Origin of the sequence: Neobacillus sp. D3-1R (genome assembly GCF_052180215.1) — a bacterium.
GTDB lineage: Bacteria > Bacillota > Bacilli > Bacillales > Cytobacillaceae > Pseudoneobacillus.
This window is the reverse complement of the sequence record NZ_CP197471.1, coordinates 2,302,749-2,321,331: the sequence shown is the minus strand read 5'-3', so window position 1 is coordinate 2,321,331 and position 18,583 is coordinate 2,302,749. Positions and strand designations below refer to the sequence as shown.

The 18,583-nt window shown below is 35.9% G+C and carries 18 protein-coding genes; 12 read left to right on the top strand and 6 right to left on the bottom strand.

Annotated features, from left to right (window positions below; genetic code table 11):
• Window positions 1–17: 17 nt before the first annotated feature.
• From ACSBPO_RS11955 to ACSBPO_RS11920, 8 genes are all read left to right on the top strand, one after another.
• Window positions 18–797: a class II aldolase/adducin family protein gene (locus ACSBPO_RS11955; RefSeq protein WP_442600272.1), complete on the top strand. Its 780-nt coding sequence runs from the start codon at window positions 18–20 to the stop codon at window positions 795–797.
• Between the two features lie 196 nt (window positions 798–993).
• Window positions 994–1,509 (top strand): peroxiredoxin family protein, encoded by a 516-nt coding sequence (locus ACSBPO_RS11950; RefSeq protein WP_442600271.1) that lies wholly within the window; start codon window positions 994–996, stop codon window positions 1,507–1,509.
• Between the two features lie 180 nt (window positions 1,510–1,689).
• Window positions 1,690–1,821 (top strand): FbpB family small basic protein, encoded by a 132-nt coding sequence (locus tag ACSBPO_RS11945; protein WP_442600270.1) that lies wholly within the window; start codon window positions 1,690–1,692, stop codon window positions 1,819–1,821.
• 72 nt (window positions 1,822–1,893) lie between these two features.
• Window positions 1,894–2,031, top strand: a complete 138-nt coding sequence (locus tag ACSBPO_RS11940; protein ID WP_442600355.1) for an acid-soluble spore protein N — start codon at window positions 1,894–1,896, stop codon at window positions 2,029–2,031.
• 408 nt (window positions 2,032–2,439) lie between these two features.
• Window positions 2,440–2,679: a small acid-soluble spore protein Tlp gene (gene tlp / locus ACSBPO_RS11935; RefSeq protein ID WP_442600269.1), complete on the top strand. Its 240-nt coding sequence runs from the start codon at window positions 2,440–2,442 to the stop codon at window positions 2,677–2,679.
• A gap of 102 nt (window positions 2,680–2,781) precedes the next feature.
• Window positions 2,782–5,139, top strand: a complete 2,358-nt coding sequence (locus ACSBPO_RS11930) for an AAA family ATPase (RefSeq protein WP_442600268.1) — start codon at window positions 2,782–2,784, stop codon at window positions 5,137–5,139.
• Window positions 5,139–5,555, top strand: coding sequence for an acyl-CoA thioesterase (locus tag ACSBPO_RS11925; RefSeq protein ID WP_442600267.1), 417 nt, complete (start codon window positions 5,139–5,141; stop codon window positions 5,553–5,555). Before ACSBPO_RS11930 ends, ACSBPO_RS11925 begins: the two co-directional genes overlap by 1 nt.
• An 11-nt stretch (window positions 5,556–5,566) precedes the next feature.
• A complete protein-coding gene (locus tag ACSBPO_RS11920; RefSeq protein ID WP_442600266.1) occupies window positions 5,567–5,857 on the top strand; it encodes a hypothetical protein in 291 nt (96 codons plus the stop codon).
• Window positions 5,858–5,890: 33 nt separating this feature from the next.
• On the opposite strand, the gene ACSBPO_RS11915 is transcribed toward ACSBPO_RS11920, so the two are convergent.
• The 6 genes from ACSBPO_RS11915 to plsY all read right to left on the bottom strand — a co-directional run bounded on the left by ACSBPO_RS11915 (window position 5,891) and on the right by plsY (window position 11,132).
• A complete protein-coding gene (locus tag ACSBPO_RS11915) occupies window positions 5,891–6,952 on the bottom strand; it encodes a GGDEF domain-containing protein (protein WP_442600265.1) in 1,062 nt (353 codons plus the stop codon).
• Window positions 6,953–7,087: 135 nt separating this feature from the next.
• Window positions 7,088–7,390, bottom strand: a complete 303-nt coding sequence (locus tag ACSBPO_RS11910) for a HesB/YadR/YfhF family protein (protein WP_442600264.1) — start codon at window positions 7,388–7,390, stop codon at window positions 7,088–7,090.
• Window positions 7,391–7,493: 103 nt separating this feature from the next.
• A complete protein-coding gene (locus ACSBPO_RS11905; RefSeq protein WP_442600263.1) occupies window positions 7,494–8,642 on the bottom strand; it encodes a CapA family protein in 1,149 nt (382 codons plus the stop codon).
• 450 nt (window positions 8,643–9,092) lie between these two features.
• Window positions 9,093–9,284 carry a hypothetical protein gene (locus tag ACSBPO_RS11900; RefSeq protein ID WP_442600262.1) on the bottom strand — a complete coding sequence of 64 codons (192 nt, stop codon included), beginning with the start codon at window positions 9,282–9,284 and terminating at the stop codon, window positions 9,093–9,095.
• Window positions 9,285–9,403: 119 nt separating this feature from the next.
• Window positions 9,404–10,225 (bottom strand): ATP-binding protein, encoded by an 822-nt coding sequence (locus ACSBPO_RS11895; protein WP_442600261.1) that lies wholly within the window; start codon window positions 10,223–10,225, stop codon window positions 9,404–9,406.
• Between the two features lie 322 nt (window positions 10,226–10,547).
• Window positions 10,548–11,132, bottom strand: a complete 585-nt coding sequence (gene plsY / locus ACSBPO_RS11890; RefSeq protein WP_442600260.1) for a glycerol-3-phosphate 1-O-acyltransferase PlsY — start codon at window positions 11,130–11,132, stop codon at window positions 10,548–10,550.
• 193 nt (window positions 11,133–11,325) lie between these two features.
• On the opposite strand from plsY, the gene ACSBPO_RS11885 reads away from it, so the two are divergent.
• From ACSBPO_RS11885 to parC, 4 genes are all read left to right on the top strand, one after another.
• On the top strand, window positions 11,326–13,065 hold the full coding sequence (locus tag ACSBPO_RS11885; protein WP_442600259.1) for a glycosyl hydrolase family 18 protein: 1,740 nt from the start codon (window positions 11,326–11,328) through the stop codon (window positions 13,063–13,065).
• An 83-nt stretch (window positions 13,066–13,148) separates the two neighbouring features.
• On the top strand, window positions 13,149–13,562 hold the full coding sequence (locus ACSBPO_RS11880; protein ID WP_442600258.1) for a CoA-binding protein: 414 nt from the start codon (window positions 13,149–13,151) through the stop codon (window positions 13,560–13,562).
• A 461-nt stretch (window positions 13,563–14,023) separates the two neighbouring features.
• A complete protein-coding gene (gene parE / locus ACSBPO_RS11875) occupies window positions 14,024–16,003 on the top strand; it encodes a DNA topoisomerase IV subunit B (RefSeq protein WP_442600257.1) in 1,980 nt (659 codons plus the stop codon).
• Window positions 16,000–18,444 carry a DNA topoisomerase IV subunit A gene (gene parC, locus ACSBPO_RS11870; protein WP_442600256.1) on the top strand — a complete coding sequence of 815 codons (2,445 nt, stop codon included), beginning with the start codon at window positions 16,000–16,002 and terminating at the stop codon, window positions 18,442–18,444. Before parE ends, parC begins: the two co-directional genes overlap by 4 nt.
• The last annotated feature ends 139 nt before the right edge of the window (window positions 18,445–18,583 follow it).

Genomic DNA, 18,583 nt, shown 5'->3' with positions numbered 1-18,583 from the left:
GAGAAGGCAGGGAAATTATGATTTCGGAAATTAAACTAAAAACACAAATTTGTGATATCGGTAAACGGGTTTATGATAAAGGGTTTGTGGCTGCTAATGACGGCAACATATCGGTACGTGTCGATGAGAACACCTTTTTGGTCACTCCTACAGGGGTTAGTAAAGGGTTTATGACTCCTGAAATGTTGATTAAAATCGACAGTGAAGGAAATGTACTGGAGGGCGTTTGCAAGCCTACGTCTGAGATAAAATTACATTTACAGGTATATAAGGAACGTCCGGACATTCATTCGGTCGTGCATGTTCATCCACCCTATGCAACGGCATTTGCTATTGCAGGAATACCCTTAAATCAAGCCACAATGCCTGAGTCGATTGTGACTCTTGGAAGCATTCCGATTGCGGAATATGGAACACCTTCAACAGATGAACTATCAAAGTCTATCTGTCCACATATTCACAATCATAACGGTGCTCTTTTAGAAAATCACGGTGCATTAACATGGGGAGCTACTCTCGACCAAGCATATTTCCGTATGGAATCACTCGAATTCTGTGCCAAGGTAAATTGGATTGCACGTCAAATGAATGGAGATCGAGAACTTTCCTTTGCCAATGTTGAGAAACTCCTTGCTTTAAAGACCCAGCTTGGAATCACGGGAGAGTCTCCTGATGGAGTAATGACGAACAAACAAGCTGAAAAAGTGACTCCTCCACTTGAACGAAGTTTATCCTCAAAGGATATTGATACGATTGTGGAGAAAGTAACACAAGCAATAGCGAATCTAATAAAATAGATATAGATAAAAAAGGGACTAAACTGTTAGTCCCTTTTTGTCTATTTTGTACACCTTTTCGATCATCAGTGGTTATATTAAATGAATGTTTACGGATTCGTCACATTTATAACTAGTTTCTACGTTGTGCAAACTATCTTTTCCTTGTTAATATAGGGTAAATGGACTTCTTACAACAGTTGAGGGGGAAGCAGCAATGGTTAAAAAGGTAATAGCAGCAGTTGTCTTAATTGTCCTGTTTACAGTGGCTATTGTACAAGCTATGGACCGACCGGAATCATCTGTAACAAATAAAACGGGTACTGAAATAAAAGATAAGGCGCCTGATTTTGAATTAAAGACATTAGATGGAAAAACCGTTAAGCTATCAGAGCTTAGAGGAAAAAAGGTTATCTTAAATTTTTGGGCAACATGGTGTCCGCCATGTAAAGCTGAAATGCCAGAGATGCAAAAATTTCACGAAGAAGTTGGAGATGAAGTGATTATTCTTGCTGTTAACATCGATCCGCAATTAGATGTACAAAAATTTGTGGATGATATGGGAATTACCTTTACCATCCCTTTAGATGATGAAGACTTAGTTAATGCTGACTACCAAGTCGTCTCCATTCCAACCACCTATTTTATTGATACAAAAGGTGTTATTCAAGGAAAACATGTTGGAGCTATGACCTATGACAATATGAAGAACTACACGTCTAAATTAAAATGATGTGGGAAAGAACTTAACAATTTCGTTGAGTTCTTTTTTTATTATGAGCATTTATTTCAATAAATTATTTCAAAAATAAACTGTATTTTATTTAAGGCCTAAATTTTCAAAAAGTTGTAATAATTAAGAGCGTTTCTGGAAATAATAACTGATATTATAGAGATAAGGATGGTGATTACCTTGAGAAAACCAAGAAAACGTTCGTTTGCTGAACTTGTATTAGAAAATAAGCGCCAGCTTATGAAGGATAGAGATGCTATGGAGAGAATTGAGGAAAGAATTGAAGAGAAGAGACTAGGCAAAGCGGAGTAACCATACAATTCCAAACATGAGTCCTTCTTAAAGCGGGCATACTCCTATTGAGGAGGGATAACCATGGGAAATATGAAAGGACAACATCCAAAGCGTTTTAAGCCAGACCATATTGGTACTCAATCAAGAGGCTTTGGTGGAAATAAAGGCAAACAAATGCAGGATACATCAGGAGAACATGCACAAGTCATTCAAACTAAAGGTGAATAATTATTACATGACTCAAACCTCACTAGCCATTGTCTAGTGAGGTTTTTTTATCAAATAGTTAGCGGGTGCATTGTTCTTTTATTATAACTGGCGCAACGCTTTTCTTATTTGGTAAGAAAGCATAACTTTTTGGGACCTCGAAAATTGTCTAGCTCCAGCTGGGAAGAAAAGCAATTCATTTCTTCCTGCCTAGCCCCTCGATGGAAGAAGAAAAATCACTTCTTCCTTGGTCAAATAACCTCCCGCGTAAGAAGTCAAAGTTCAGACTTCTTACGCGAGAGAACATTTGCTTGTCGGGGCTTACCAAGGTGCTTACGCTTTTCTTTATTCCAAAATTTATCTGTGTGATAAAATCATTTTTTTCACATACTACTTCTGTAATGCATTATCTTTATGGGAGGAAGAAATATGACATACAACAATAAGCCAAATCCGGACGATCGTTCTGATAACGTAGAAAAGCTTCAATCCATGATTTTTCATACGATTCAAAACATGGAGGAAGCAGAGAAGTCATTAGAATATGCAAATGATGATACACAACGCGCCCAAATCGAAGCAAAAAATGAACGACGTCGTGAAAGTATTGATTCATTCCGAGCAGAGATTAAAGATGAGGCACATGCACAGGAAAACAAATACGAATAATCAAAGTAACGAGGGAGCTAAAAGACAAGCTCTCTCTTTTCATGTTCTAGTCTAAATATGTTAAGATAGAACGGAAAAATTTAAATAAAAAGTAGTGATCGTATGAATCAGCGAAAAACACAATTGTCTATAAATAATGAAATAAATCATTTAATATCCAAATGGGACCAAGAAATGGATGAAAATGGTTTTATAAAGGATGAGAGTGAAATCTATTCCGTTTTAAAGGATATGGACGAAACAGAAGAACCAAAGGTTTACTCCTATTTACTAACATTAATTGCCAGAGCAAAAAATAAAAAAGCAGGACATTCACCTGTTATTACTTCCCTTTTAGAAAAGGCATTTGCCCTTGATCCTAAAAATCAATTTGCAAAAGATTATTTATTTAAAGATCAATGGAAGACCTTTGAAGATCGATTAGAAATGTTGAATTTCCCTATTTTTAGAGAAACGGATAATCGAACAGCAAAGAAAAAATTGGTTGATGAGTATATTATGATTTGCCGCGAGTTCTTATCGTTAGCGGATGAAACCCTAGATGATATTAACAAACAATATGAACAGAGTCTTCGTCAAGACGAAAATGGTTACCTAAACAAGTTAGAAGCCATCCAGAATCTCTTTAATCAGATGTTTGATGAAGTAAGTAATCTCCTTAAAGCAGTAACTGAATTTAGCGAATCATTTTCTGGCGTTTTTTATGCTTCCGTACATTATGAGAGTATTAAACTTCATCTGGAAACCATTCAATCAATCAAAGAAGAATGGGAAGTTTTGTTTAAAGAGGATGAACCTGAATCTAATAGGAATCAGGATCAAAATGCACTAGAACAATTACACCATATGATTGGTCTTCAAACTGTAAAGGAACGGATTAATGCTTTTTATTCTTTCTTAAAATACCAGAAATTACGTCATTCACTAGGTTTTAAGACGAAGGATGAATTAAGTTTAAATATGATTATTACCGGAAATCCAGGTACAGGTAAAACAACATTAGCGAGACTTTTAGCAAAGATTTACTATGAATTAGGTGTTTTACCTAGAGAGGAAGTTATTGAAACAAATCGTTCTCAGTTAGTTGGGGCATTTGTAGGACAAACAGAGGAGAATGTACTATCCATCGTAAAAAAGGCTGTTGGTGGTGTCTTGTTTATTGATGAAGCCTACAGCTTGAAAAGAGAAGGGCAGTCCGGAAGTGATTATGGACAAGCAGCCATCGATACCCTTGTGTCTTTAATGACAGGTCATGAATATGGTGGGAAATTTGCGGTTATATTGGCAGGATACACGGAAGAAATGCGACAATTTTTAGAGGCAAATACTGGACTAAGAAGCCGTTTTCCTCAATCAAACCATATCCATCTTCCAAACTACACAAATGATGAATTAATTTCTATTGCTGAATCCATTGCAGACGAAAATGATTATATCCTTACAAGTGAAGCGAAAATGGAATTAGCTTCTCGAATTGAAAAAGAAAAAGTAGACGAAACCTTTGGAAATGCACGAACAGTAAAAAATATTGTGTTGGAGGCTATTTTTCAAAAGGGGTCTAAGAATATTGACAATCATGCTTCTTTTTTTCAATATACACTACTTGACCGAGAAGACTTTTTAGTAAAAAGTGAAGGAATGAATAAGGATCCTCATGAGCAACTAAAGAATCTTATTGGTTTAGAAAATGTGAAAAAAGAAGTAGAATCACTAATTGCCTATGTTAAAATGCAACAGGTTCGAAGAGAAAATGGTTTACCTAGTGTACCGATTCAGCTTCATTCGATTTTTAGCGGAAATCCAGGTACAGGTAAAACAACCGTTGCCAACATTTACGCCGAATTACTAAAGGAATGTGGAATTTTAAAAAGAGGTCATTTAATTATTACAAGTAGAGCAGATTTTGTTGCGGGCTATGTCGGTCAAACAGCTATTAAAACAAAGAAAAAGATTAGAGAGGCTCTAGGCGGTGTTTTGTTTATTGATGAGGCTTATTCCTTACTAAGTCAAACGAGTGGCGATTTCGGCAAGGAAATGATTGATACTCTAGTGGATGAAATGACGAAGCATAACGAAAATCTTGTTGTGGTTTTAGCAGGCTATCCTAATGAAATGGAAAAGCTTTTAGAAAGTAATCCTGGTCTCCGTTCTCGTTTTAAAAAATTCTTTCATTTTCCTGATTACTCCATTGATGAGTTAGTTGAAATGATGGAGAAATATGGAGAACGTTATCAATACCATTTAACAGAAAAAGCAAAGGATTATTTGCATGCTACACTACCTCAATTAGATTTAAGTGGAAATGGCCGTTTTGCGACAAATTTAATGGATGAGGCTTTCCAGGCTCAAGCCCTACGATTAATGGATGAAAATCTAGATGACCTTATTACACCTGCAATGTACATTGAGCAAGTAGATATAGAAAATGCGATTAGAAAATTAGGAAGGGGAGATTTTTGATGCTAGTATCAACAAAGGAGATAGAAGTTCGTTATGCTGAAACGGATCAAATGGGAGTTGTCTATCATGCTAACTACCTTGTGTGGATGGAGGTAGGGAGAACAAAACTAATTCAAGATTTAGGGTTTAACTATGCGGAAATGGAAAAGGATGGGATTATTTCACCTGTCCTTGATATTCAAATATCCTATAAAAAGCCATTACGTTATGGGGAAACAGCAAAAGTAAATACATGGATTGAAGAGTATGATGGAATTCGAGTTCTCTATGGATATGAAATCTTTACAAATGAAGGAGAATTAGCCGTTACGGCCACTTCAAAACATGTTTGTGTTAAGAAAGAAAGTTTTCGCCCAATTGTGATTCGTAAGCTTTATCCTGATTGGCATCAAGCTTATGAAAAGGCTAAAAAGTAGGTGACAATGCTATGGCCTTTGGTTTAAAAAAGGAACATTTAGATGATTGGAAACGAAAAATTGATAATGGGGAAATTGCATTTTTGACTCATTATTGGCAAGATGACCGTTTTCCTGGATGCAAAACGGTTACTAAAGTAGGCTGTTCTGATTTAGAAAAGTTAGCTGAATGGGGAAAAAAATATCAGCTACAAAAGGCATGGATTCACCATCGTAAAGATGGATACTCGCATTTTGATTTACTGGGAGATAAACAAAAGCAAATTCTTCGTGAAGAAGGTTTAATGGAACATATATGGTAAATGTAAAAACGAGCACTTGGATAAGTGCTCGTTTTATAAGATCATTTCTACTTTATTCCGTCCACGGTCTTTTGCAAGGTATAATGCGACGTCAGCTCGTTTTAATAAATCTTTGGCTCTTTCTTTTTCTCTGTATTCTGCCACTCCAAAGCTTGCTGTCACTTTAATTTGGTTTGTGAATTGAAAGTCTTCAATTAACTTACGAATTCTCTCGGAAAACGCGGCCGTTTGTTTACCATTCAAACCTGTTGCAAGGATGATGAATTCTTCGCCACCCCAACGTCCTACAATATCTTTCTCTCTCATATTGTCCTTCAATAAAAAAGCAAATTCTTTTAATACAGTATCACCAACATCATGTCCATATGTATCATTTATATGTTTAAAATAATCTATATCAAATAAGATGACAGAGAAGGATTCCTCATTATCCATGTATTGATGGATGCTTTTTTCCACATAACGACGATTCGGAAGCTTTGTCAGATAATCTGTATTGGCTAGCTGCTGGATAGCTTCTTTTTGAATAAATGCTGTTTTTAAGCTTTGTAAAAAATAAAGCGCGAAAATATAGGTTGCATTTGAAAGATAAAATTGAATCAACGAATCATAGGTCTGAATTTGAAACGAATGATGATAGGTAAAGCTCATCACCAGACCAATAAGTAAAGTGGCAGTAAAAACCGTCATGGCGATAAAAAGGGCTATTTTCTGATCAAAAATTAAAAACATAAAAATAAAAAATAGAGGAACCCAGTTGGTAAACTCGCCGAGACCGCCACTTAAAGAACCTGCCTTTAGGTTTAAGCTCATGGTATTGGCAAACCAAATACAATAAATTAGAGTGACAAAGACCAAAGAGATGATTTCTATAAATCTAGGTAAATGCTTTTTAACTAGTAGAAAAATAAAACAAAATAGTAACCAAATATCTAAAATTGGAAACAAGAAGAAATCAAGGGTTATTTCTACATTCGTGTTTACTAAATCCATTGTCCAACCTACACCAGTGGCAAAAATGATGAAGGGAAGGATGAACAAATAGATTTTTACCTTTAACCGGTCTAAGATGTATTCTTCATTTGAATTTTCCATAGATTCACCTAAATATAAATAAAATAATTTCTAAATTAATGCTTCAATGTTTAATTTTATCTGTCGAAAGATAAGGATGCAAGAGAGATATGATGAATTCAAGATATTTTTTATAAAATGAAATAAACAGACGCTTTATCGCGTCTGCTCGGTTTCAAATTCGAATTCAGGCTCATCTATCTTCGCATTGTAATGGACTAGTAAATCATGGTCAGAAAAATACCACAGATCCTTTTCCTCAATAAAAAATGTGATTCCTTCAACGGTTGCAGATGCCCCCATATCAAAGGGTTCTTCCTTTTCAACGCCTAAAGAAAATCCTCGATGAACGGTACTATGTCCTCCGTAACGGACAAAAAAACGAATTTTATCGCCATCTTTTAATAGCATTTCAGATTTATACCATTTTGCTGCTTCATTCGTGATTTGTATGTTCATTTCAATCTCCCTTTCTAAGCTGCTTCCTTCATTATAACAAAGGGGTGTTCAAAAAGAAAAATGACAGGACTTTTATGAATTCAATCAAAAAAGCCCCGTTTGGTTAACGGAGCCATTGTGTCATATGGTTCATAATTTCTTTATTTTTATTCGCTGCATCTTTTAGACCAAATGGGGCCGCATCCTTTAAAGGAACAATTCTGTATTCCTTTAAGTGCTTATTGGAAACATAGGTTGGCAAAAATTGAGGATTAGAAAGTTGGATCTCTGTTCCTTCGGGACTAACTTTTTTCAGAATATCGATAGTAGCCATACCCCCGATATCTTTATAATCCCACATTTGTCCAGATAAAAAGTTTCCAAGCGAATAAACGATAAAGGCATTTCGATGATCCTTTGTTTTTAGCATTTTCATGGGCTGAAGTACGTGAGGATGATGACCAAAGACAATATCAACACCTTCATCAACTAAAAACTGACCTAATTCTTGTTGTTGATCGGTTGGGATACGCTGATATTCATTCCCCCAATGAATACTCATCACAACCACGTCAGCTAAGTCTCTTGCTTTATGGATCTCCGCTTTCATCTTGTTTCGATCAATCAGGTTGACTAAATAATCTTTTCCTTCCGGGACTGGAATTCCATTTGTACCGTAAGAATAAGCTAAGTAAGCAATTTTTACACCATTTTTATGGATGACTCTTATGGTGCTTTGATCCTGCTTATCTTTAAAAAAGCCGACATAAGGTAATCCTACTTTTTCGTAATAACGGATAGAGGTTAAAATACCTTTTTCTCCTCTATCCAATGAATGATTATTGGCCGTAGAAACGATATCAACGCCAGCATCTATAATAGCATCGCCTACTTCTTGGGGGCTATTAAACATAGGGTAGCTGGAAAGCCCTAAATCAACTCCACCTAATACGGTTTCTTGGTTGGCTAACAACACGTCTGGCCCTTGTAAGGATGGCTTCATATATTGAAACATTGGCTTAAAATTATAGCCTGATCCAGTATAGGCATCCTCGTACACCCAATCATGTATTAAGATATCTCCGATTGCCCCTAATGTAATGCTTGTAGTAAATTCTTTTCCACTTAAGGAAACTTCTTTTGAAACATGGTTGGAGGCTGTAAAAACGGGGATTTCCTTTGAATCCTGATACATTTTTACTAGAATAGTAGATGATATGATAACTAGCCCGGCCATAAAAAGAATAGAGTAGATATAAGAACGCTTTTTCATTTGTTTCCCCTTTTTAAAATTAGGTTTTATTCCTTAAAAATACTATAATATATTTAATTGTCGAATGGTGTAATTTTTTAAAAATTTTCTGAAAGTAGAAGGGGGAATCTACATGTTTCAATTAACAGGAAGTGCCTATAAAAAGCTTGAGGAAATACTTCAATCAGAAAAGGAAACATTAGATGAAAAGCTATATATTCGCTTATCCATGGGAATCGGTTGAGGGGGGCCACAACTAAAGCTGTCTCTGGAGGAGCGGCCATTATCTGTAGACCTCGTTTTTGAGTTTAATGACTTAGAAATACTAATCCACCCAAATGATAGCGTCTATTTCGAAAATACGAAGTTAGATTATATTCAAAATGTTTTAGGTCAAGGTCAATACAAATTGTTAAAAATGTAAAACCGGGTTCTTATTACAAGACCCGGTTTTTAATAAATTTATTCTATTTAATTTGCTTTTTCATCTTCCCATTCTTCTAATAGGGAGATGAGATCATCAAAATTCTTTATCTGCCTATAATGGGAACCTTCACAACAATTCTCCATGTTATATTCAAATATTTCCACAAAAAAATCTTCCTCAGAAGTAACCTCTCCGCTATTAGTTGAAAATACATAATTATGTTGGTTCTTTTCCATGAGCTCGTGCTCCTTTCGAAAGTGGAAAAATGGTTCCTATTATTATTTTAGCTGAAAAAGGTCGAATCCTTTTTATTATTTTTTGACAAATTTTCGAATCCTTTCGAGTTGTAGAACGATTATCCTTCATAAACTGGCAATTGAATTCGAAAGGTGGTACCTGTTCCTTCGATACTTTCCACTAAAATGGTGCCGTTGTGTTCCTCGATCCATTTTTTACACATGCTTAACCCTATACCCGTCCCGTTTGTTTTCGTAGTATAAAAGGGATGGAATAGTTGCTTGGCAAGGGTTTTACTCATTCCACAGCCATTATCATGAATGCTTATTTGCACTTTGTTCTCTATCATCTCTGTTATAAGTTGGATCGTACCGCTAGAAATTTTATCACCTTCTATAATGGCCTCTATTGCATTTTTTACTAGATTAATCATCACTTGTTTTATTTTCTTTGGATTCGCCAATACGTAATCATTAATCCCTGTAAGATCCATACTTATCTCAATATGATGTAGCAGCGCTTCACCTTCATAAAGAAATGCAATGTCCTTCACTAATTGATTGATTGAAAGGGGTACAATTTTATCTTCAGACGGTTTGGAAGCATTTAAAAATTCAGAGATGATTTCATTTGCTCTTTTTAGTTCATCTATAGCGATATCTGCATATCGTTCTTTATCACTTTCTTTTAAGTAAGGTTTAAGAAGTTGGAGAAATCCAGAAACGGTTGTTAACGGATTTCGAATTTCATGAACAATACCAGCCGCTAATTTTTCAACCTGTTGATGATAACTATTTGTATTCATCCAGTTATTCAGCTCTATCAGGGTTTGGTCTATATATTGTTTTTTATCTTTTAGTTCTTGGTCAAAGCGAGTCAATTTACATTCGATTTGTTCTAATATATTTTCTACCAAACTTAATTCATTTTCACAATTCATAGAAATCATCCTTTTATCTGTTTTAAAATTAGAGAGTGAATGTCGTTCCATTCTATTTATATTTAACTATGTGTGAAAAATTACTAGATTGATAAATTTCGACATAAAACAAAGCTGTTTTCGTATAGAATGTGGTTTTCGTAAAAATCCCTAAAGCCGGATTTTTACAGGTGCTCTTAATAAGAGTGCTCAGCTCTTTTCTTAATTTTCAAATGAGTTTAACACCCTATATTGTGAAAAGCCCAATTATTAGTTACAAAAGGCAACAAAGTTTCAGAAAAGAGCCTAAACAAGACAAAAAAAACAGCAGAATTTTCTGCTGTTACATCCATTTTATTTTTGGTTCAGTTTTATTTAGAATTCTTTTTACATTCGTTCGATGCCTATAGATCACAAAAATGGCTAAAATGGACACGACATAAATTAATGGTTTGTCCCAAACGATTAATGCATAAATAAGGGCAGAAATCGCCGCTAGCATGGAAGATAGAGACACATATTTAGTGAGATATAAACATAAAAAGAAAATGCCAAGCATAATGACAAACATGACCGGTGCATAACATAATAATACGCCTCCGGAAGTAGCCACTGCTTTTCCACCACGGAAATTTGCAAAAACTGGATACATATGTCCTACTACAGCAAAGATTCCTACAAGTAATGGGTGTAGATCAAGGTCAAAGAAGAACGGTAATGACGTTGCCAGAGTTCCTTTTAAAATATCTGCAATGGTTACAGCCATTCCAGCTTTGACGCCTAACGTCCGAAAGGTATTGGTACCCCCAAGATTCCCACTGCCGTGTTCGCGAATATCTTTACCGTAAAACACTTTCCCAACGATGAGTCCAGAAGGGATTGACCCAAGAAGATAAGCTAAAATGATTACGATTATGTACATTGCCATGAAAATTTCCCCTTCAAATAATGTTCGTGCTTTATATTGTAACATTAATTGAACATGAATATCTATACATCCAACGTTATTTTTAAGAACCATCATAAACACTCATGATGTAAGATTCATTTTTGATTTCCATGAAAAAATGATTTCCATTTGCTAAATATATAGTACGATGAAAGAAGGGAGGAGAGAAAAGATGTCACGAGTAGAAACTTACCGTAAAACACCAATCCCAAAGAGGTGGATTATATCAGGGCTAATTTTAGCCATTGCGATGATTACCTCTGCAATTCTATTACTTTTATATCCTTTTGCTTCCAAAGAAAAGAATCACTATTTTACCGGAGAAAACCCTATACTTTATCAAAATAAACAACATGGGAATGCACTTATTATTAGAGATGCTGTTTTCATACCTATTGATTTTATAAAGGATAACTTAGATGATTCTATAATCTTTGATGAAAGCTCTCAATCTATTATTTTAACGACGAAAAATAAAGTCGTTCAAATGCCAACAGAATCATTAACCTACTACGTAAATGAAAAACCAGTTAAACTTCATGTTCCGACGACGCAAACTTCTAACGGCGAATTATATGTGGCTGTTGAACCGTTACTGAGCTATTATCCAATTCAATATGAAATATTAACGGAAACAAACGCAGTATGGGTTCAACAAAATGGAGATGAGCTAGTCCATGCGAAAGTGAGTGAAAAAGAGGTTCATCCTGAAAAGCTACGTTTACGAGTGAACCCAACACTACGGTCACCTTATCTTGCTGTCGTAATAGAAGGAGAAAAGCTTTTCTATGAGGGAGAAAAGGAGAAATACTACCTTGTTCGAAAAGAAAATGGTATTAGAGGCTATCTGCAAAAGGAGCTAGTCGATAAGGGGAAATCGGAAAAAATCTCGATTATTCGTGAAGAAAAGTCGGTTGTTCTCAAAAAGATCGATGGTCCGATAAAGTTAACATGGGAAGCAGTATACAATCGAAACCCGGATCCAACCAAATTACCTAAAATGCCAGGTATTAACGTTGTTTCACCAACTTGGTTTGAACTTGAAAATTCAGATGGAAATATTAAAAATCTAGGCTCCTTGGATTATGTAAAATGGGCCCATAAAAGAGAGTATCAAGTTTGGGCTTTATTTTCAAATGCCTTTGATCCCGAACTAACTCATTTAGCCTTTAAAAATTATGAAACGAGGCAAAAAATGATTCGTGAGCTCCTTCATTATAGTCAAATGTATCATTTGGATGGGATTAATTTTGATATTGAAAATGTAAATTTAGAGGATGGACCATTTATTACACAATTTATGAGGGAGGCTACACCTCTTCTTCATGAAGCGGGGCTAACCGTCTCTATGGATATTACTTTTATCTCTTCTAGCAGCAATTGGTCTGCTTTTTATGAAAGAGAGAAACTCGGTACGATCGTCGATTACCTAATGGTCATGGCTTATGATGAACATTGGGGATCATCGCCAATAGCTGGTAGTGTAGCAAGCTTACCTTGGGTGGAGGAAAATATGGAGGAGCTTTTAAAAATAGTCCCTCACGAAAAATTAATCCTAGGTGTACCGCTATATACAAGACTTTGGAAGGAAGAAATACTGACTGACGGACAAACCAAGGTTTCCTCTAAAGCATTTTCTATGACTAAAATAAAAGAATGGTTAGTAGAAAATAAATTAAAACCTTCATACGATCATCTTTCTGGTCAAAATTATGCTGAAGTCTTTCTAAAAGAAGAGAATGCAACTTATAGAGTTTGGTTAGAGGATGAATTGTCATTAAAAAAACGAGCTGATTTAGTATTAAAATATGAATTAGCGGGAGTGGCTAGTTGGTCACGTTTCTTTGCTGATGATACGGCTTGGGTAGCTTTACACTCCAATAAAAGTTTCACAAAAGCAGATAAAAAATAGTTTCGAGCAAATAACTAGTCATGAATTTTCCTAACAAGGTAAGATTAAGATAGAATGATTTCACGTATCTAGGAGTGATGAATTTGAGTATTTCTATACCGTCTCGTTCTGAGCTAGGAACGATTTTAAAAAAAGCAAAACGGATTGCGGTTGTAGGATTAAGCGCTGATCCTAATCGAACTTCCTATATGGTATCAGAAGCCATGCAGAAAGCTGGGTATGAGATTATTCCTGTGAATCCAACTGCTGACGAAGTATTGGGTGTTAAGGCTGTTGCTTCTCTAAAAGAGATTGAAGGTCATATTGATATCGTAAATGTTTTCCGTCGTTCAGAGTTTTTAATGGATGTGGCAAAAGAGTTTATCGAAATGGATGCGGATGTATTTTGGGCTCAATTGGGGTTAGTCAATGAAGAGGCCTATCACTTTTTAAAGGACAAAGGCTATGAAGTGGTCATGGACCGATGTATTAAAGTGGAACACGCACTAACGAAATAAACGTTGAAAAAGTGTAGGTTTTGATAACCTATGCTTTTTTATTAGGCTCTTATCTTAAACTTTGTTGCTTTTCTAATTTATTAAAAGGGGATTTCTCAAAGTAGAATGAAAAACTCGTATAAAAAATCTATTAATTGCTTTTTAAAAAGTTTCAAGTCGAATAATCCTTGACTTTATTGGTTTTTTTTATAATAAAATAGTAAATAGGCATTTGCCAAATTCCAATTAATCGCTAAAATAAACGGTAGACATTGCTAAAACTATGCTAAAATAGAGCTTGAGAACGAACGTTCTATTTGTGTAATGAAACATTTTTAAAGGAAAAAAGGGTATTTTCGCGAATACATAAGCGAAGTATAACTTAATACTTTTAATACATTTATTTCGTGAAAGAAGTAAGTACATTTTTTCTGGTATCAAAATGAGAGAGAGAAGCTTTAAACATTGAAAGGGGTATATTAGTGGCAAAAAATCAGCAAGCCTTTGAATACAATGATGATGCCATACAAGTGCTCGAAGGCCTAGAAGCCGTACGAAAAAGACCCGGTATGTATATCGGTAGTACAGATAGCCGCGGACTTCATCATTTAGTTTATGAAATAGTAGACAATTCTGTAGACGAAGCATTAGGAGGATATGGAAATCATATCACTGTTAAGATACATAAGGATAACTCGATTAGTGTTATCGATAGAGGACGCGGAATGCCTACTGGAATGCATAAGCTCGGTAAACCGACTCCAGAAGTCATTCTAACGGTTTTACACGCTGGTGGAAAATTTGGTCAAGGGGGCTATAAAACCAGCGGAGGATTACATGGTGTTGGTGCTTCCGTTGTAAACGCCTTATCAGAATGGCTGACCGTTAAAATTAAACGTGATGGTTTTGTTTATGAGCAACGCTTTGAAAACGGGGGTAAACCTGTAACCACTCTTGAAAAAGTGGGGAAAACAAATCAAACAGGTACAACCATTCATTTTAAACCTGATCCTCAAATCTTCTCAGCCACCACTTATAATTATGAAACCCTTTGTGAACGTCTAAGAGAATCAGCTTTTCTTTTAAAGGGATTAAAAATTGAAATTATGGATGAACGCCATGACGTACAAGATGTCTATCATTATGAAAATGGTGTAGAGGCATTCGTTGAGTATTTAAACGAAGAAAAAGATGTTCTCCATCCTGTTGTCAGCTTTGAAGGGGAACAAAATGGAATTGAAGCAGAATTTGCCTTCCAATTTAACGACGGGTATTCAGAAAATGTCTTATCATTTGTTAATAATGTTCGCACCAAAGATGGTGGTACACATGAAGCGGGAGCCAAGACTGCACTGACTAGAATTTTTAACGAATATTCTCGTAAAGTGGGATTATTAAAAGAAAAAGATAAAAACCTTGATGGTTCTGATATACGTGAAGGTCTTTCTGCGATTATTTCTGTTAGAATTCCTGAGGAACTACTTCAATTTGAAGGACAAACAAAAGGAAAATTGGGGACAAGTGAAGCAAGATCTGCTGTTGATGCGGTTGTATCTGAACATTTATCTTATTTTCTAGAAGAGAATCCTGATATAAGCTCCCTTTTAATAAAAAAGGCTATCAAGGCTTACCAAGCACGTGAAGCTGCTCGCAAGGCTCGTGAAGAAGCAAGAAGCGGTAAAAAACGTAAACGTTCTGAAGCCGTTTTATCAGGTAAGTTAACTCCAGCACAGTCGAGAAATCCTCAAAAGAATGAATTATATCTAGTTGAGGGAGATTCAGCCGGCGGTTCAGCCAAACAAGGCCGTGACCGCAGATTTCAAGCGATACTGCCGCTACGAGGGAAAGTTATCAATACAGAAAAGGCCAAGCTTTCTGATATCTTTAAAAATGAAGAAATCAACACGATTATTCATGCTATCGGAGCGGGTGTTGGTTCTGATTTTAGTATTGATGATATTAACTACGATAAAATTATTATCATGACAGATGCCGATACGGATGGAGCCCATATTCAAGTCCTTTTACTTACGTTCTTCTACCGTTATATGAAACCTCTTATCGAGGCAGGTAAGGTGTATATTGCTTTACCTCCACTTTATAAAGTAAGTAGAGGAACTGGAAAAAAAGAAGTCATTGAATATGCTTGGACTGATGATGATTTACAGGATGCTATTAAAAAGGTCGGCCGAGGATATATATTACAACGTTACAAGGGACTTGGAGAAATGAATGCAGATCAGCTTTGGGATACAACAATGGATCCAGAGACGCGTACTCTAATTCGTGTAAGAATTGATGATGCTGCTCGAGCCGAACGTCGTGTAACAACGCTGATGGGCGATAAAGTAGAACCACGTCGTAAATGGATTGAATCTAATGTCGCTTTTGGGTTAGAAGAGGATGGTAATATCCTAGAAAATGAAAATATTACTGCAATAGAGGAGGATTCTGAAGAATGAGTTTAGGAGAAAAATTTCGGGATCTCCCTCTTGAAGATGTTATAGGAGACCGATTTGGTCGATATAGTAAATATATTATTCAAGAACGTGCCCTACCGGACGCTCGTGACGGTTTAAAACCAGTGCAACGAAGAATTTTATATGCGATGCACGTAGATGGAAATACTCAAGATAAAGGGTTCAGGAAATCCGCTAAAACGGTTGGTAACGTAATTGGTAATTACCATCCTCATGGTGACTCGTCTGTATATGATGCAATGGTACGTTTAAGCCAGGATTGGAAAGTTCGTAATCTTCTAATTGAGATGCATGGAAATAACGGGAGTATGGATGGAGATCCTCCTGCCGCAATGCGTTATACAGAGGCAAGACTTTCTGCGATTTCTGGGGAACTTCTTCGTGATATCGAAAAAGAAACGGTAGAATTTATACCAAACTTTGATGATACCTCAAAAGAACCAACCGTATTACCTGCGATGTTCCCCAATTTATTGGTTAATGGCTCAACAGGAATCTCAGCAGGTTATGCTACAGATATCCCTCCGCACCATCTTGGAGAAGTCATTGATGCCGTTATTATGAAAATGGAAAAGCCTGATGCTTCTGTAGACGATTTAATGACCGTTATGAAGGGACCTGACTTTCCGACCGGTGGTATTATCCAAGGGGTAGAAGGAATTAAGAAGGCTTATGAAACGGGTAAAGGAAAAATTATTATTCGTGCCAAAACAGAGATTGAAGAAATTCGTGGTGGCAAACAACAAATCGTGATAACAGAAATTCCTTTTGAAGTAAACAAAGCCAATTTAGTTAAAAAAATGGATGAATTCCGACTTGATCGCAAGGTGGAAGGAATCTCAGAAATTCGCGATGAAACAGATCGTACTGGTCTTCGTATCGTCATAGAATTGAAAAAAGATGCAATTGCAGAGGGAGTTCTAAACTTCTTATATAAAAACAGTGATCTTCAAGTGGCTTATAATTTTAATATGGTGGCCATCAATCATAAACGTCCGATGCTTATGGGTCTTCGCGAACTGTTAAGTGCTTATATTGATCACCAAAAGGAAGTAGTCACAAGAAGATCGGAGTACGAGCTTAGAAAAGCGAGTGAACGTCAGCATATTGTTGATGGTTTAATGAAGGCTCTCTCTATTCTAGATGAAGTGATTGCAACGATCCGCGCTTCAAAAGATAAAAGAGATGCTAAGGACAATTTAATTGCCAAATATATGTTCACTGAGCCACAGGCTGAAGCGATTGTGTCTTTACAGTTATATCGTTTAACGAATACAGATATCACTGCTCTTCAAAATGAAGCCAATGAATTAGCGAAGAAGATTGAAGAACTAACAGCTATTTTAAATAGTGAAACAAAACTTCTTTCCGTTATTAAAAAGGATTTAAAAGAAGTGAAGAAAAAATATGCTGATGATCGACGTTCTAAGGTTGAAGCAGAAATTGAAGATATCAAAATTAACCTTGAAGTCATGGTTCCAAATGAAGATGTTATTGTAACTGTGACAAAGGAAGGGTATGTGAAACGTACAAGTCAACGTTCCTATGCTGCTTCAAATGGACAAGACTTTGGAATGAAGGATTCGGATCGTTTACTGGCCAAGATAGATACCAATACAACAGATGTTGTTCTGTTATTTACAAACAAAGGGAATTACCTATATTGCCCAGTACATGAATTACCAGATATTCGTTGGAAGGATTTAGGCCAGCATATTTCCAACATTATTCAATTAGATCGAGAAGAATTCATTATTAAGGCAATGCCAATAAAAGACTTTGAACAACCATCTTATTTATTATTTGTTACAAGAAATGGCATGGTTAAAAAAACGGAGCTAAATCAATATAAGGCTCAAAGATATTCCAAGCCATTAGTAGCCGTGAATCTTAAGGATGAAGATGAGCTTATTGATGTTCATTTAACAGATGGTACCCAGGACGTATTTTTAACTACTCATTTCGGTTACGCCCTATGGTTTTCGGAGGAAGAAGTTAATATCGTTGGGGCACGTGCAGCTGGAGTAAAAGGGATTAATTTAAAGGATGGAGATTATGTTGTTGGGGGGAAAATAATTTCTCCAACAGAAAATAAAGCCGTTGTGATTGTTACTCAACGTGGAGCCATCAAACGAATGAAATTAAGCGAGTTCGAGAGAGCATCCAGAGCAAAACGTGGAGTCATTATTTTACGAGAACTAAAGTCAAATCCTCATCGTGTCATTGGTTTTGCTCTTGTAAATGAGGGTGACAAAGTCTTTTTACAGTCCGAAAAAGGGGTTATTGAAAGCATTAATTCATCAGAATTACGCTTTAATGATCGATATTCTAACGGTTCATTCCTCTTAGATGAAACAGAAGCAGGTTCAACTAAGGAGATATGGCTAGTAGAAAAGGAAACTTCAGAAACACCGACTGAATAACAAAAAAAGAACTGGTTCTAGAAGAGCCAGTTCTTTTTTTGTTTTGGGGAATATTCAAAAATTTATTTAGTATACAAATATTTTAATATTTATTAGTTTTTCTTAAGAATATTGACTGATGGTATTAATTTTTTTCGTA

Bases quoted from the DNA above. Each gene is read 5' to 3' on its own strand.
- ACSBPO_RS11895 (WP_442600261.1), bottom strand. From the start codon at position 10,225: ATGAATTGTGAAAATGAATTAAGTTTGGTAGAAAATATATTAGAACAA.
- ACSBPO_RS11905 (WP_442600263.1), bottom strand. From the start codon at position 8,642: ATGAAAAAGCGTTCTTATATCTACTCTATTCTTTTTATGGCCGGGCTA.
- parC (WP_442600256.1), top strand. From the start codon at position 16,000: ATGAGTTTAGGAGAAAAATTTCGGGATCTCCCTCTTGAAGATGTTATA.
- plsY (WP_442600260.1), bottom strand. From the start codon at position 11,132: ATGGCAATGTACATAATCGTAATCATTTTAGCTTATCTTCTTGGGTCA.
- ACSBPO_RS11930 (WP_442600268.1), top strand. From the start codon at position 2,782: ATGAATCAGCGAAAAACACAATTGTCTATAAATAATGAAATAAATCAT.
- ACSBPO_RS11915 (WP_442600265.1), bottom strand. From the start codon at position 6,952: ATGGAAAATTCAAATGAAGAATACATCTTAGACCGGTTAAAGGTAAAA.
- ACSBPO_RS11925 (WP_442600267.1), top strand. From the start codon at position 5,139: ATGCTAGTATCAACAAAGGAGATAGAAGTTCGTTATGCTGAAACGGAT.
- ACSBPO_RS11900 (WP_442600262.1), bottom strand. From the start codon at position 9,284: ATGGAAAAGAACCAACATAATTATGTATTTTCAACTAATAGCGGAGAG.
- ACSBPO_RS11910 (WP_442600264.1), bottom strand. From the start codon at position 7,390: ATGAACATACAAATCACGAATGAAGCAGCAAAATGGTATAAATCTGAA.
- ACSBPO_RS11885 (WP_442600259.1), top strand. From the start codon at position 11,326: ATGTCACGAGTAGAAACTTACCGTAAAACACCAATCCCAAAGAGGTGG.
- tlp (WP_442600269.1), top strand. From the start codon at position 2,440: ATGACATACAACAATAAGCCAAATCCGGACGATCGTTCTGATAACGTA.
- ACSBPO_RS11950 (WP_442600271.1), top strand. From the start codon at position 994: ATGGTTAAAAAGGTAATAGCAGCAGTTGTCTTAATTGTCCTGTTTACA.
- ACSBPO_RS11955 (WP_442600272.1), top strand. From the start codon at position 18: ATGATTTCGGAAATTAAACTAAAAACACAAATTTGTGATATCGGTAAA.
- ACSBPO_RS11920 (WP_442600266.1), top strand. From the start codon at position 5,567: ATGGCCTTTGGTTTAAAAAAGGAACATTTAGATGATTGGAAACGAAAA.
- ACSBPO_RS11940 (WP_442600355.1), top strand. From the start codon at position 1,894: ATGAAAGGACAACATCCAAAGCGTTTTAAGCCAGACCATATTGGTACT.